The 14435-nt window shown below is 61.9% G+C and carries 13 protein-coding genes and 1 tRNA gene; 4 read left to right on the top strand and 10 right to left on the bottom strand.

Annotation, left to right across the window (positions count from 1 at the left end; translation table 11 throughout):
- Window positions 1–37: 37 nt before the first annotated feature.
- Window positions 38–637: an HD family phosphohydrolase gene (locus OIL77_08410; GenBank protein ID HJI45422.1), complete on the top strand. Its 600-nt coding sequence runs from the start codon at window positions 38–40 to the stop codon at window positions 635–637.
- 70 nt (window positions 638–707) lie between these two features.
- On the opposite strand, the gene OIL77_08405 is transcribed toward OIL77_08410, so the two are convergent.
- A complete protein-coding gene (locus tag OIL77_08405; GenBank protein HJI45421.1) occupies window positions 708–1994 on the bottom strand; it encodes a glutamate-5-semialdehyde dehydrogenase in 1287 nt (428 codons plus the stop codon).
- A gap of 31 nt (window positions 1995–2025) precedes the next feature.
- Here OIL77_08405 and OIL77_08400 point away from each other — a divergent pair, with 31 nt between their 5' ends.
- Window positions 2026–3525, top strand: a complete 1500-nt coding sequence (locus OIL77_08400) for an alpha/beta hydrolase (GenBank protein ID HJI45420.1) — start codon at window positions 2026–2028, stop codon at window positions 3523–3525.
- A 209-nt stretch (window positions 3526–3734) separates the two neighbouring features.
- On the opposite strand, the gene proB is transcribed toward OIL77_08400, so the two are convergent.
- The 5 genes from proB to OIL77_08375 all read right to left on the bottom strand — a co-directional run bounded on the left by proB (window position 3735) and on the right by OIL77_08375 (window position 8219).
- Entirely contained in the window at window positions 3735–4862 is a 1128-nt protein-coding gene (gene proB / locus OIL77_08395) for a glutamate 5-kinase (GenBank protein HJI45419.1), read from the bottom strand.
- Window positions 4863–4943: 81 nt separating this feature from the next.
- Window positions 4944–6449: a nicotinate phosphoribosyltransferase gene (locus OIL77_08390; GenBank protein ID HJI45418.1), complete on the bottom strand. Its 1506-nt coding sequence runs from the start codon at window positions 6447–6449 to the stop codon at window positions 4944–4946.
- Window positions 6450–6533: 84 nt separating this feature from the next.
- Window positions 6534–6992: a hypothetical protein gene (locus OIL77_08385; protein HJI45417.1), complete on the bottom strand. Its 459-nt coding sequence runs from the start codon at window positions 6990–6992 to the stop codon at window positions 6534–6536.
- A gap of 64 nt (window positions 6993–7056) precedes the next feature.
- Window positions 7057–7129, bottom strand: a tRNA-Ala gene (locus tag OIL77_08380).
- Window positions 7130–7280: 151 nt separating this feature from the next.
- Window positions 7281–8219, bottom strand: coding sequence for a radical SAM protein (locus tag OIL77_08375; GenBank protein HJI45416.1), 939 nt, complete (start codon window positions 8217–8219; stop codon window positions 7281–7283).
- Window positions 8220–8743: 524 nt separating this feature from the next.
- On the opposite strand from OIL77_08375, the gene OIL77_08370 reads away from it, so the two are divergent.
- Together OIL77_08370 and trpS are read left to right on the top strand one after the other, a co-directional pair.
- Window positions 8744–9943, top strand: a complete 1200-nt coding sequence (locus OIL77_08370) for an undecaprenyl/decaprenyl-phosphate alpha-N-acetylglucosaminyl 1-phosphate transferase (protein ID HJI45415.1) — start codon at window positions 8744–8746, stop codon at window positions 9941–9943.
- A 170-nt stretch (window positions 9944–10113) separates the two neighbouring features.
- Window positions 10114–11163 carry a tryptophan--tRNA ligase gene (gene trpS / locus OIL77_08365; protein ID HJI45414.1) on the top strand — a complete coding sequence of 350 codons (1050 nt, stop codon included), beginning with the start codon at window positions 10114–10116 and terminating at the stop codon, window positions 11161–11163.
- 393 nt (window positions 11164–11556) lie between these two features.
- Here trpS and OIL77_08360 read toward each other — a convergent pair whose 3' ends face one another.
- From OIL77_08360 to OIL77_08345, 4 genes are all read right to left on the bottom strand, one after another.
- The gene (locus OIL77_08360; protein ID HJI45413.1) at window positions 11557–11877 is read right to left on the bottom strand and encodes an MGMT family protein; all 321 of its coding nucleotides are present in this window, start codon (window positions 11875–11877) and stop codon (window positions 11557–11559) included.
- A gap of 79 nt (window positions 11878–11956) precedes the next feature.
- A complete protein-coding gene (locus OIL77_08355) occupies window positions 11957–12811 on the bottom strand; it encodes a DegV family protein (protein ID HJI45412.1) in 855 nt (284 codons plus the stop codon).
- Window positions 12812–12930: 119 nt separating this feature from the next.
- A complete protein-coding gene (locus OIL77_08350) occupies window positions 12931–13380 on the bottom strand; it encodes a MarR family transcriptional regulator (protein HJI45411.1) in 450 nt (149 codons plus the stop codon).
- A 170-nt stretch (window positions 13381–13550) separates the two neighbouring features.
- Entirely contained in the window at window positions 13551–14270 is a 720-nt protein-coding gene (locus tag OIL77_08345) for a phenylalanine--tRNA ligase beta subunit-related protein (protein ID HJI45410.1), read from the bottom strand.
- Between the last annotated feature and the right edge of the window lie 165 nt (window positions 14271–14435).

The following is a 14435-nucleotide window of genomic DNA, read 5'->3' as shown; positions in this document are numbered from 1 at the left end:
CATTCTTATCGATACCCACGAGCACAAGGAGTCTCTTATGGCAGAGCCGCTTACCGCCGGAATCACCCGCGACCGCGCGTTCGAACTGCTCAATGAGCACAACAAGGACCCGTTCCATATCACCCATGGCGAGACGGTCGAGGGCACTATGCGCTACTTTGCGCGCGAGTTCGACCCCGAGAACGAGGAGTTTTGGGGCATCGTCGGTCTGCTGCACGACCTGGATTGGGAGGAGCATGAGGACGACCCCATTAACCACACCATCTATGCTGCCGAGATTCTTGAGGGCGAAGGTGCGTCTCCCGAGCTCATTCGCGCCATCCAGACGCACACGTCGGACTTCAACACCTCACTGCCCAAGCCCGAGCTGCAGATGGAAAAGATCCTGTTTGCCTGCGATGAGCTCACCGGCCTGATTGGCGCTGCCGTCATCATGCGCCCGAGCAAGAGCGTTATGGACTTTACGACTAAGTCGCTCAAGAAGAAGTTCAAGGACAAACGCTTTGCCGCCGGCTGCTCGCGCGACGTGATTTCGCAGGGCGCCGAGATGTTGGGCTGGGAGCTCCCCGAGCTCTTTGACCGCACCATCGCGGCCATGCAGTCCTTCGCCCCCGACCGAGATACCTTCCAGGCCTAACCGTCAACGCCACCTAAAACCACCACAAAGGGGACAGGCACCTTTGTGGTGGTTTTTGTTTGCGCGGGCGTTAGGGACGGACCTGGCCGGTGCCGCGGAGCTTGTATTTGTAGGTGGTGAGGGCCTCGGCGGCAAAGGGGCCACGGGCGTGGAGTTTTTGGGTCGAGATGCCGATCTCGGCACCCAGGCCAAACTCGCCGCCGTCAGTGAAGCGAGTGCTGGCGTTGGAGTACACGGCCGAGGCATCGACAGCATCGAGGAAGCGCTCGCAAACATCCGTATCCTCGGCAACGATGGCCTCGGAGTGCATCGTGCCGTAGCGGTTGATGTGTGCGATGGCCTCGTCCTCGTTTGCCACGACCTTCACGCTCATCTCGAGCGCCAGGTACTCGCGACCCCAGTCCTCCTCAGTCGCGGCGACGTAGTCATCGCCCTCCACAAGCCCGGCATCGGCGCATGCGGCGCAGGTTGCCTCGTCGCCGTGAATCAGCACGCCGTGGTCATGCAGCACGGTCACGACCGCGGGCAAAAACGCATCGGCCACAGCACGGTCGACCAGCAGCGACTCGGCGGCATTGCACACGCCTACGCGCTGGGTCTTGGCATTAACGATAATGTTGAGCGCCTTATCAAAGTCGGCGGATTCATGCACGTAGATGTGGCAGTTGCCCGTGCCCGTCTCGATCACCGGCACAAGCGACTCGCGCACGCAGCGCTGGATCAGGCCTGCACCTCCGCGCGGAATGAGTACGTCGACAATACCGCGGAGCTTCATGAGCTCGCCGGTGGCCTCGCGGTCGGTGGACTCGATCATCGACACGGCCTCGCGCGGGAAGCCCTTGGCCTCGAGCGCATCGGCCAGCAGCTCGGCGATCATGGCACACGAGTGATAGGCCAGCGAGCCGCCGCGTAGAATGCAGGCGTTGCCGGTACGGATGCAGATGCCTGCGGCGTCGGCCGTCACGTTGGGGCGCGCCTCGTAGACCATGGCGACCAGGCCCAACGGCACGCTCACGCGGGTCAGGTCCACACCGCTCGCAAGCACGCGGTGGTCGAGCACGCGGCCGACGGGATCGGGCAGCTCGGCGAGCTTCTCCAAACCGGCGGCCATGCCCTCGACGCGCTCAGGCGTCAGCAGCAGACGGTCGAGCAGACCGGCCGAAGTGCCCGCATCGCGCGCGGCGGACATATCGAGCTCGTTGGCGGCGACGATGGAGTCGACACCGTTGCGCAGTGCTGCGGCCATGGCGCGCACGGCCTCCTGGCGCTGCTCATCGCTCGCCGTGGCAAGCGAGACCGACGCTGCCTTGGCGGCAACGGCAAGATCGTGGACATACGTGGCTATATCGACCGACATGGGCGGCCCTTTCTCCTAGAAGTTTGCAACCATGGTAGCCGATTTGCGCATGGCCTCGCCCGCGGCGGTAGAATTGGTCAACCCGAAACACCGCAACGAACGGAAGTACCGCATGGCCCTCATCACTTCATACAACGTCCCCGGCCTCTATGTCGAGGACCACAGCATCGACGTCCCCCTTGACTGGCGCGGCCTGGAGCCGATGCTCCTGGCCGTCGGCAACACCATGCGCCGCGGCGCTATGCCGGCACCAATCGCCGGCGCGCCCGAGAGCATCAAGCTCTTCTACCGCGTGGTTTGCGCGCCCGACCGCATCAACGACGATCTGCCGCTGCTCCTGTTTTTGCAGGGCGGCCCTGGTGGCGAGAGCCCGCGTCCGCTCTCACCCACGAGCGACGGCTGGATTGAGGAAGCCGTCAAACACTTCCGCGTGGTCCTTCCCGACCAGCGCGGCACGGGGCGCAGCAGCTGTGTAGACGGGCGTACGATCGCGGCTCTGGGCGAGCGCGCGACGGCGGCCGGCTCCGATGCCGCACGCTCGCAGGCGGACTTCCTCAAGCGCCACCTCGTCAGCTCCATCGTGCGCGATTTTGAGTACCTGCGCCTGGTGGGCTTTGGCGGTAAGCCCTGGGTCACGCTCGGCCAGAGCTACGGCGGCTTTTTGACGCTGAGTTATCTGTCGCTCTTCCCCGAGGGCGTGGCGGCGAGCTTTACCTGCGGCGGCATCCCCCACGTGCCGGCGAGCGCCAGCGAGGTCTACGCGCACACCTTCCCGCGCATGGCCGCCAAGACGCAGCAGTATTACGACCGCTACCCCGCCGACGTCGAGCGCGTGGCAGCCCTGGCCGATGCGCTCGAGGCACAGAAGCCCGTGCTGCCCGACGGCTCGCCGATGACGGTCGAGCGCCTACAGCTCATGGGCAGCGACTTTGGTATGAAGCCGAGCTTTGAGCGCATGCACTGGATTATCGACCACGCGTTTGTTGATGGCGATGGCACGCTGAGCTGCGGCTCCTCGGTATCCGACGGCTTTTTGATGCGCGCATTCGAGCGCACCAACACACGCACGAATCCGCTGTACTGGACGCTGCAGGAGTTCATCTACGCCGACGGCGACACCATGCCCATTCGCTGGGCCGCGGCAGAGGAAAAGGCACACCGCGCCGAGTTCGACACGCTCGCGCGCCCGCTCATGTTTACCGGCGAGGCCATGTTCCCGTGGATGTTTGAGCAGATGCCCGAGCTCAAGCCCTTCAAGCCCGCCATGGACCTGCTGATGGAAGACACCAGCTGGGACAAGATCTACGACTCGCAGCGCCTGGCCTGCAACGAAGTGCCACTCCAGGCCGCCGTGTACTTCGATGACATGTACGTGGATTCGGGTCTGCAGCTCGACACGCTCAGTCGCGTGGGCAACTCGCATGCCTGGGTGACGAACGAGTTTGAACACGATGGCCTGCACGGCAGCGTGGTGTTCAAGCACCTCTTCAACGAAGCCCTCAACCGAGGAGACCTGCGCCAGATCTTCTAGCAAAGGAGTGTCCCCACCTGCCGGCACAAAAAGAACGTCCCCAAGTGCCGAACAAGTGCCGGCAACGACAATGCCGCAGGTAGAGAACGGAAAGCGAAAACGCCCCTAAGCGAGCAAGGTGACGTGAAAGAGGAGGGCATTGACCTTTTGGTCATGCCCGACGATTGAACGTCAGATTGCCGCTTAGGGGCGTTTGCAGCGTCAATTGGTTATGCGAAGACGATTAAATTATCCCTGTGTATCGCCGGCTTCTCGGCCAGGTTAGCGAGCAGGCGGTTGCTGGCGATCTGGTCCTGGCGGCGACCGGCAGCAAGTTCCAGCACGTCCGAATCGGCCTCGGCGATACCGCGGGCGACAACCATACCGCTCGGGTCGCACACGTCGAGCACATCGCCCTCGGCAAACTGGCCATCGACCTCGCGAATACCCACCGCAAGCAGGGAAGAACCACGGCTGACCAGCGCCTTCGCAGCACCATCATCGACCGTCACCGAGCCATGCGCCTTGTCGCCCAGTGCGATCCACAGCTTGCGGGGTGCGATGTCCAGACGCTCCGCCGGCGGATCGAACAGCGTGCCCACGCTCTCGCCGCGGGCGAGGCGCACGAGCGCATCGGGCTCCTCGCCCGAGCAAATCACGCTCTGAATGCCCGCCGTCATCAGGATGCGGCTCGCGCGAATCTTGGTAATCATGCCGCCCGTGCCCACCGATGTGGAAGAATCGCCCGCCGAGGCAATAATCTTGGCATCGATCTTATGCACGACAGGAACAAACTCGGCCGTGGGGTCCTCATGCGGATTGGCAGTATAGAGGCCATCGATGTCCGAGAGCGTCACGCACAGATCGGCAGAAACCAGGCAGCTCACAAGCGCCGCCAGTGTGTCGTTGTCGCCAAACTTGATCTCGTCGACGGTAACGGTGTCGTTCTCGTTGACGACCGGCACCACGCCCAGCTCCACCAGGCGCAGCAGGGCGTCGCGCGCGTGCAGGTAGGACGTGCGACGCGCCGTGTCGTGACGCGTGAGCAGCACGAGCGAGGTGAGCAGATTCCGTGCATGGAATTCCTCGTCGTAGGCCGACGAGATGATGCACTGACCAGCCGAGGCGCAGGCCTGCAGGCTCGGCAGGTCGCCGACCGGCTTGCGGTCGAAGCCCAACACGGGATAGCCGCAGGCGATAGCGCCCGAGCTCACCACGACCAGGCGCCAGCCGAGCTTGCGCAGGGCTGCGGCCTGATCGGCAAGCCCGCCGATAAAGGTGCGGTTGACCTTGCCGTCGGCGCCCACCACCGTGGACGAACCGATCTTTACCACCATCGTTTTATAAGAAGTCGTCATACGTCAAACCAATCGACTGTTCAGCGAACGGACGAACGGGCAAGCGAGAAAAATGATCCGTTTTCCTCCGTCGCATGCGGATCATTTTGCCCAGGGAAAGGCAGAGGCCGCGGCCATGTTCTTGCGCACGAGCTCGTCGCGTACCTGAGCCAGGCCCTGCTCCATGCCCACCACATAGGTCTGCGGGTACAGGAAGCGCTTGAAAGCTGCGTCCAGATGATCGAGCGCCCAAACACAGCGCTCGCGCGCGTCCTGGATGCTCTCACGCGGAGCCACTGCACTGCCATCGCGCACGATCGGCACCAGCAGCTCGCGATACTCAAGCTCCGACACATCGGTCACCAGGGCGGCATCATTCACGGCCACGAGGGTATTGCCGCGCGCGGCGCCCTCCCCCGCCAGATGGTCCTCGTCGTAGATCATGTCGCAGACCGGGCCGCCAAAGCCGTCGTAATAACGGCGCACGCGCTGCACGCCCGGGATCGTGCGCTTGTAGGGCTGCTCGGAGAGCTTGACCACCGGCGTCCATGGATCTGCCTCGCTCGCACGGCGGGCGGAAAGCTTGTACACGCCACCCAGCGCCGGCTGGTCATAGCAGGTCGCGAGCTTGGTACCCACGCCAAAGCTATCGATGGGCGCGCCCTGGTCCAGCAGCGACTGAATCGTGTACTCGTCAAGATCGTTGGAAACCGAGATCCCCACATAGGGCAGGCCCTCGGCATCAAAACGGCCGCGAACATACTTGGAGAGCTTGGCGAGGTCGCCGGAGTCGATGCGAATAGCCGACAGACGCTCGCCCACCGCCTCCATCTCCTTGGCAACCGTAATGGCATGCTCGCAGCCCTCGCGCACGTCATAGGTGTCGATGAGCAGCGTACAGTTCTTGGGGCTCGACTTGGCAAAGGCGCGGAAGGCCTCGAGCTCGGAATCGAAGCTCATCACCCAGCTGTGCGCATGCGTGCCAAAGACGGGAATACCATAGCGGCGGCCGGCGAGCACATTGGACGTAGAGGAGCAGCCGGCAACGTAGCTCGCGCGCGCAACGGCCAGGCCGCCATCGGGACCCTGGGCGCGGCGCAGGCCAAACTCCGCCACGGGGCGACCGTCGGCGGCGAGCACCACGCGCGCCGTCTTGGTGGCGACAAGCGTCTGGAACCCGACGATGTTGAGCAGCGCCGTCTCAAGCAGCTGGCACTCGAGCGCAGGACCGGTGACGCGCACCATGGGCTCGCGCGGAAAGACGAGCTCGCCCTCGGGGACGGCGTCGATATTTACATGCGCACGAAAATCGCGCAGGTAGTCGAGGAATGCGGACTTGAACATCGCGCCGCCGGCAGGGGCCTCAAGCGAGGCGAGGTAGTCGATATCCTCGGGCGTAAAGCGCAGGTTCTCGACGAGCTCGGGCAGCTCGGCGGTGCCGCACATGACGGCATAGGCGCTGCCAAAGGGATGGTCGCGGTAAAACGCGGTAAAACAACCCTGCTCATTGGCCTTGCCGCTCTCCCACAGGCCCTGGGCCATAGTGAGCTCGTACAGATCGGTGAGCATTGCAATGTCGGTGGGATGCGAGATGTCGGTCAAAGCCATGGGGCGACCTTTCGGATGTGTGGTGCAGAATTTGAGGGTTGGACGAGAGCAGAGCATGCGGACATGACGCCCGATGCGAGTCGGTTAGAGCAGGCCCATGCTGGTCAGGATCGTGTAGCCCATAAAGATGACAAACGCGATGAGGGCAAGGACAATGATGATTTTTTGAGCCGGCGCCATGCCAGGGATCTCGTTCTCGCCCATAGGCTCCTTGGAGGTAACCATGCGCTGGGCAAAGGTCATCTCGTCACGGCTCGGCTTGGGCTCGACGGACTTGGGACGGGCGGCCTTTTTAGGCTGAGGTTTGGGCGCGGCAGGTGCAGGCTTCGCAGCAGCGGGCTTGGGTGCGGGCGCGGGCGCCGATGCGGATGCGGCGTTCGCGGCGGCCTCCTCGGCCTTCGCACGCTCGGCACGCAGGGCAGCCAGCTCCTCACGCTCGCGACGGGCCTCTTCCCGAGCCTCGCGGCGGGCCTTCTCAGCGCGGAGCTCTTCCAACTCGGCGCGCTCCTCGTCGGACAATGGTTGGGACTCAAGCTCGGCCATGGTATAGCCCTTTCTTTTAAAAAAAGCCGCCGACACAATGTCAGCGGCTTATCAAATCCATGGGTGGAGACGAAGGGAGTCGAACCCTCGGCCTCTGCCATGCGACGGCAGCGCTCTCCCAACTGAGCTACGTCCCCAGGACAAGTCGATATTTTACCTACGGCTCGCCAACTGTCAACGCCCAATAACCAGTCTTTTTGGGACGCGGCTATTTTGACAACTTTTCGAACAGGCGATCCTCTCGATGATTTTTTAATCCCCGTCCCAGAAAAATCATCAGCGTGCGCTCTACTTTGCGCTGGTGAGGACGCCGGTGGTGTCGAAGGCGGGGGTGAAGCTCTCGTCTACCGCGCCGCCCTCTTGCCAGAACATTGTCGTAAAGCCCAGGTCGTCGGCATGGTCGAGCACCTGCTCGTACTCCTCGCGCGTCACGGCGCGCGCCAACTCGCCGCCCTGCTCGCGCATGAGCGCATTGGGCGTGTACTGGTTCATGACCGAGATCGGCACGTCGCCCACCGTCTGCCACACCAGGTCCAGCACGCGACACGAATCGTCTGCATGTCCCGGCAGTACCAGATGGCGCACAATCATGCCGCGCTTCATGAGCCCGCCCTCATCCACCATCTCTCCCCCGCGGCGCTCGATCTCGCGCGCCATCTGAGCCAGGCCTGACACGGCCACACGTGGGTAGTCCTTTATATGAGAGAGCGACTGCGCAAGCCCGGCATTGGCATATTTAAAGTCGGTAAGCCACACATCGACCAGGTCGCCCAGCGCCGCCACGGCACTCGCGCGCTCGTAACCACTCGTGTTGTAGACGATCGGGATAACCAGTCCGCGCGCCCGTGCCGCGGCAATCACGGCAGGCAACAGGTGCGCATAGTGCGTCGCCGTCACCAAATTGATGTTGTTGGCACCCTGGTCCTGCAGTTCCAGCATAATCTCGACCAGGCGCTCAGGCGAAATCTCAAGGCCAAAATTGCCGGTCGAGATCTCGTGGTTCTGGCAGTAGGTACATTTAAGCGAGCAACCGCTAAAGAAGATCGCGCCCGAACCGGCCTCGCCCGAGATAGGCGGCTCCTCCCACATATGAAGCGCGGCGCGGGCCACCTTGAGCGTGTCGTTAGCACCGCAGACGCCGTGCGCGCCCTCATCGCGCGCCGCACCGCAACGGCGCGGACACAAATGGCAGGCGGGCGAAAAAAGTTCGGTCAACGACGTCGGCATAAAAACATGCTCCAAAACAACGATTCAGCAGCTCAAACGTAAAGGGCCAGACCGGGTAGACGGCTCCGTCCCTAAGGCGCCGTAATCGTCCGACACGATTTTTGTAATGTCAAGACTGGAATCGATAAAGTGCCGCTTTATGATGTAGTTATTCCGCCCCCCGCGGAGCAACTGGGTGAACCGTCGCGTTTATTTAGGGAGCCCACACAGTCGTGCCTAGTACAGGTATCCTTCGTTGTTAAGGACGCTGGAACAGTCGATGAGGGCACCCACCTGTTTTAGGTGGGTTCATTTTCGTAACGTGGGGGGTGGTTTTCTTTTGCCGAAAATCACCATACAGTCCATATGGATCCCCGCCGGCATCCCGACAAGCCATCGACAACATTCCAATATCTGGTATGCGCGTGATAATCGCACGGTGCAAACCTCCGCACCCCCCTCGGTCGAGTATCATGGGACAGCTATGCCATTTCCGCGTAGCAACCTTTGACCTTTTCCTTCGACGCTTGGCGGTTTTTAGATTCATGGCTTCATCCCCGAGCTACATACCGTACCTATGCGTGGCAGCGGCGGCTTTTATCACGACCTTCCTCGCGGTGCCCCTGGTCAAGCGCTTGGCAATTAAGCTCGATGCCGTCGACTATCCTTCTAAGCGCCGCATCAACACCAAGCCCATCCCGCGTTTGGGCGGAACGGCGGTGTTTTTGGGCCTGGTCGTTGCCTGCATTGTGCAAATCCTAGGCACCTGGTACCTAGGCTGGCCACCCGTCCTGGTGCCGCACCCGCGCCTTCACATTAGCTATCCCATGCTGGCGCTCTCCTTTACCGTCATCTTTGCGACCGGCGCTATCGACGACGTCTTCCAGCTCACGCCCAAGCAAAAGCTGGCCGGACAGGTCCTCGCCGCGCTTATCGCCTGCATGGGCGGCCTAAAAATCGGCGTCATCGTCAACCCGTTTGCTCCCGGCGAGATCATGCTCGGATGGCTCGCCTACCCCATCACCGTAATCTATCTGGTGGCATTCACCAACATCATTAACCTCATCGACGGCCTCGACGGCTTGGCCACGGGCATCTGCGGCATCGCCTCGTTCACCATGTTTTCGATGGCCGTTCTCTCGGGCCGCATCGACGCCGCCGCGCTCTCCATTGCGCTCTTTGGCGCCTGTCTGGCCTTTTTGCGCTACAACTTCAACCCCGCAAGCATCTTCTTGGGCGACTCGGGGTCGCTGCTTCTGGGCTTTGCGCTGGGCTCCATCTCGCTGCTCAACGTGAGCCGCACCGCCGCACTCACCTCGCTTATCATCCCGCTCATCGTTGCCGGCGTGCCTATCATCGACACGTTTAGCGCCATCGTGCGCCGCAAGCGCGCCCACATTAGCATCGGGCAGGCCGACAAGGGCCACATCCACCACCGCCTGATCCAAGAAGGCTACAACCAAAAACAGGCTGTGCTGCTCATCTATGCCTGGTGCATTATGCTTTCGGCCGGCGCCGCCGCCATCAATCAGGTCGAGGTGCCCATGCGCGTGCTCATCTTTACCGTGCTTGCCATTGGCTCGGCGGCCTTTGCCAAGCACCTGCACCTGTTTGAACCCGTGCTGCGCCACCATTACAACAAGCGCACGCACGAGGACGAACTGGTCACCCCCGACGACCCCGCCTTTAAGCAGGAGGAGCAGGCAGCCGAGGAGCGCAAAGAAGAGCGCCACCACAAGCTCTAGGGCAAGCTGCCGAGGATGTGCCAAGGCACCGTTAGCCAAGCACGGCCGCGCCGCACCCATCGCACATGCCGCACCACGCGCGTCCCTCTCCCGCCCCTCGCCTACTTACGCACCACCCCTCCAATAAACGCGTTATCATCTTGACCCATGAACATACGTTAGGAGCAATCATGCCAAACGAGAACAGCTACGAAGTCGCGCTGCAAAAGAGCAACGCCATTCGCGAGGGCCTGACCAAGACGCCCGAGAAGTTCACCATGCTCACCGGCGACCGCCCCACCGGCCGTCTGCACCTGGGCCACTACTTCGGCACCCTCAAGGGCCGTGTTGAGCTGCAGAACATGGGCGCCAAGACCAACGTGCTCATCGCCGACTACCAGGTCATCACTGACCGCGACACGACCGAGCACATCCAGGACAACGTGTACAACATGGTCATGGACTACCTTGCCTGCGGTATCGATCCCGACAAGACCATGATCTACGCGCACTCCGCCGTGCCCGCCGCCAACCAGCTCATGCTGCCGTTCCTGTCGCTGGTGTCCGAGGCCGAGCTGGCGCGCAACCCCACCGTCAAGGCCGAGATGGAGGCCTCGGGCCATGAGCTTACCGGCCTTCTGCTCACCTACCCGGTGCATCAGGCCTGCGACATCCTGTTCTGCAAGGGCAACGTGGTGCCCGTCGGTCGTGACCAGCTGCCGCACATCGAGCTCACCCGCACCATCGCCCGCCGCTTTAACAACCGCTACGGCAAGGTGTTCCCCGAGGTCGACGCGCTGCTGTCCGAGACCCCGCTGCTGCCCGGCCTGGACGGCCGCAAGATGAGCAAGAGCTACGGCAACGCCATCAACATCTCGATGACCGCCGAGGAAACGGCCAAGCGCATCAAAAAGAGCCAGACCGACTCCGAGCGCATGATCACGTTCGATCCCGAGAACCGCCCCGGCGTGTCCGGTTTGCTTTCGACGGCCGCCATCTGCACCGGTCGCTCCGAGGTCGAGATTGCCGAGGAGATCGGCATGGGCGGCTCCGGCCAGCTCAAGAAGTACGTGACCGAGGCCGTCAACGAGTACTTCGCACCGATCCGCGAGCGTCGCCAGCGCTACGAGAACGATCTGGACTATGTGAAGGACGTCCTGCACGAGGGCAACCGTCGCGCCAACGAGATCGCCGATCAGACCCTGGCAGAGGTTCAGGACGCCATGGGCATGGTGTACTAGACCGATCTACTGGCTTGAGCTTTCGATTGCTTTAGGGCGGGCGCTGCGGCGTCCGCCTTTTTTGGAGCCGGACCGCTTCGGCTCCGTCCATCGCACCCCCTCGACAAACAGGAACAGGCCCGCCGGCAGTTAGCTGCCAGCGGGCCTGTTCCCGAAGTACACCGTTGAATCGCACAGAGGGGAGGGATGCGAATCAAACTCAACAGGGCAGGCTTTTTCATCGCCTATTGCCTGCTCCCTTGCTGAAACCAATATAGTTCACCGTGGTTTACTTTCTGACGGCAAAGTACGCCGCCACACCTTCTCCATAAGTTAGCTCTGGTAAACCTACAGTGTAAAACCACCACAAAGGGGACAGGCGCCTTTGTGGTGGTTTTCGCCACGGAAGAACCGCTAGAGCCCGGCAGGCCAGCGACAGGCGGCCAAGTCGACGTGCATGTCGTCCTTAAACGCCACACCTTCCCCTAGCAAAAGCTCACGTTGAGCATCGGGACCGCCAAAAGCGAAGCCCTCGCATATGTGCCCGTCGGCAAACACCACGCGGTGACAGGGAATCTCGCCGGGGCGCGGATTACTATGCAGGGCATACCCCACGTACCGCGCACTTCGTGGACGACCGGCAAGCAGCGCCACCTGGCCATACGTGGCGACCATCCCCTCGGGGATCTGCTCGACCACCTCGTACACCCGTTCAAAAAAGCCCTCAGACGCCATTGCTCGCTCCCTTCCACCCGGAAAAGCATAAACCACCACAAAGGTGCCTGTCCCCTTTGTGGTGGTTTTGACCGGAAAGCTAGTTGGCGGGGCGGAAGAAGGCTACGGCTACGGCGCCGGGGCCCACGTGGGTGCCGATGGTGGCGCCAATGGTGTGGATGGACAGCTCGCCCTCGGTGTGACCGGCCCACAGTGCCGCGCTGTCCTCGATATATTTCTTGAGCACGGCGTCCGAAAGGCCTGTATAGCCCAGCGCCAGCGGCATGGAAAAGTCGACGCCGCCCGCCTTTTCTACCTTCTGGTTGAGCAGGTTACGACCGTTCTTGGAACCGCGCGCCTTGCCCAGCTGCACGATCAGGCCGTCCTCGGCGGCCACAACGGGCTTTACGTTGAGCAACGTGCCCACAGCGCCGGCCGCAGCAGACAGGCGACCGCCGCGCACCAAGTACTCCAGCGTCTCAAGCAGACCGATAACCACCACGCGGTCACGGACTGCCTCGACGGCCGCCGCGATCTGGGCCGCACTACGGCCCTCGTCCACCAAGCGCAACGCATACTCGACCAGGACACGCTCGCCCAGGGTGACGTTATTGCTGTCCACCACGAACACGTCGCCGCCCGGCGCCTCGGCAAGTGCGGTACGGGCACTCTGATTGGTGCCCGAAAGCTTGGCGCCCACGGTAATAATCACTGCCTCGTCGCCGGCCTCACGTGCCTCGGCAATCGTCTGCGAAAACGCGTACGGGTTGACCTGGCCGGTCTTGGGCAGCTCATCGCGCTCCACGAGCATCTCGTAAAAGCGCTGATGATCGATGTCGACGCCATCCATATACACATCGGTGCCAAAGGTGACGGACAGCGGCAAAACACGCAGAGCGGGGTGCTCCGCCGGCGACATATCGCTTGCGGAATCGGTAATAATACGAATGGACATAACAAATCCTTTCTTGCGCGGAGCTCGCGCGGGGAATTTTGACAGCAATGCCCCGGCACGGTATACGCGCTCAAACGGGACTATGCAGTTGTTAATGGGAAGCAAATGCCTTGGCGGCCTTAGATCTCGCGCAGGGTGTCGAGAATCGTACGCAGCGATGCATACATCTGCTCGCGCTGCTCCACACCCATAGCCTTACCGGTGGTATCGAGCACCTCGCGAATGATGCGGTCCGCCTCGCTCATGCTCTCGCCGCCCAGAGCGGTCAGGCGAACCGGAGCACGATACTTAACGGCGGCATCGCCCGAATCATCGACTTCGACGTAGCCGCCCTCCTCCAGATGCGCGAGCGTACGCGAGACGGCGGCGCGGGTCACGCCTGCCATGCGAGCCAGGTCGGCACCAGTCAGGCCGTCCTTGCTGCGCTCAAGATAGTACAGGCACATAACGTCGGAGCCCTTGAGGCCCAGCCTTGCGCCCTCAGACGTCTTAATGCGCTGGATCTCCTTGTAGAGACCGCTGATCAGTCCGACAAAGTCCTCGAAACGTGTCTCGTCGCTCTGCTGCATGGGAGACGACCGCCTTTCGCTTGCATAATGCTAACGGGTAAACATCTTAGTCGCATAAGGCGACACCCGTACCCAAATACCCCATTTGTTAACCCATCAACATAAAAACCACCACAAAGGGGACAGGCACCTTTGTGGTGGTTTGGGGCATCAATAGGTTCTAGGCGCCGCTACAGCTCCACGCAAGGATTGTCGCGGGTCACAAGCGTCTTAATGACAACCGTCGCTCCCAGATAGCGCTCAAGCAGCTCGGCTAAGCGATCGATCGCAGCCTGGCAATCCCCCATCCGCTCGGGCTCCACGCACTCAATCGCTAGGAACGCATCGGCCGAATCATCGGACAGCGCCGTGCGAACGCCGTCGCGCCAGTTCCAGCAGCGGCACACAGCGCCCGCATCATCGATGTAGGCGAGCTCGCCGGGCAGCGTCGGATCGTCCGTCTCCTCGCCAAGCGGCAAGAACGCATCGCCACCGTCGGTCACCTTCAGGCGAAGGTCCCCCTCGATCGCATGCAGATCCTCGCCTCCCACGGGCAGCGCGTAGGTCAGCGACACCGTGTTGTAAATATCCACCGCGGGCGTAATGTGGCCCACCGGCTTGCCTTTGAGCACGCGTTTGAGCAAGTTCTCGATCGAGCAGCGCGCGCCTTTCTTGGTCTTGAACAGACGATAGGCCTCGCGCCATGCCCTGACCGGTGCGTTCTCGCTGATAGTGTCGCTGGTCAGATGACGCTCCGCATCGATATTGGCGCGGTCGAGCAACGCCGCAATCGCATCCACGTCCTCTTGAGGAATCTGAGCCGTGGGCTTCATGCCCTCCACGACCACAACACCGACCGCTGCCTGCGGAAACAGCTCCCAGAATGAATCCTCGGCAATAAAGCTCTTCATACGCTCTCCCTTCATTGTGCGCGCCCGAGTGAGGGCGCCTAAACAAAAAGCGCCCTTACAACGGCCACCTTCAAAGTCCTACGGTGCCGTCACAAGAACGCTTGCGCTGTCCCCATCCGGAGAAGGGAACGATATGTCAGGCGTATTGTAACCCGAGTCATCCAC

It is taken from the genome of Coriobacteriaceae bacterium, assembly GCA_025993015.1.
GTDB lineage: Bacteria > Actinomycetota > Coriobacteriia > Coriobacteriales > Coriobacteriaceae > Collinsella.
The sequence above is the reverse complement of the archived record's forward strand: the minus strand, read 5'-3'. Positions and strand labels throughout refer to the sequence as shown.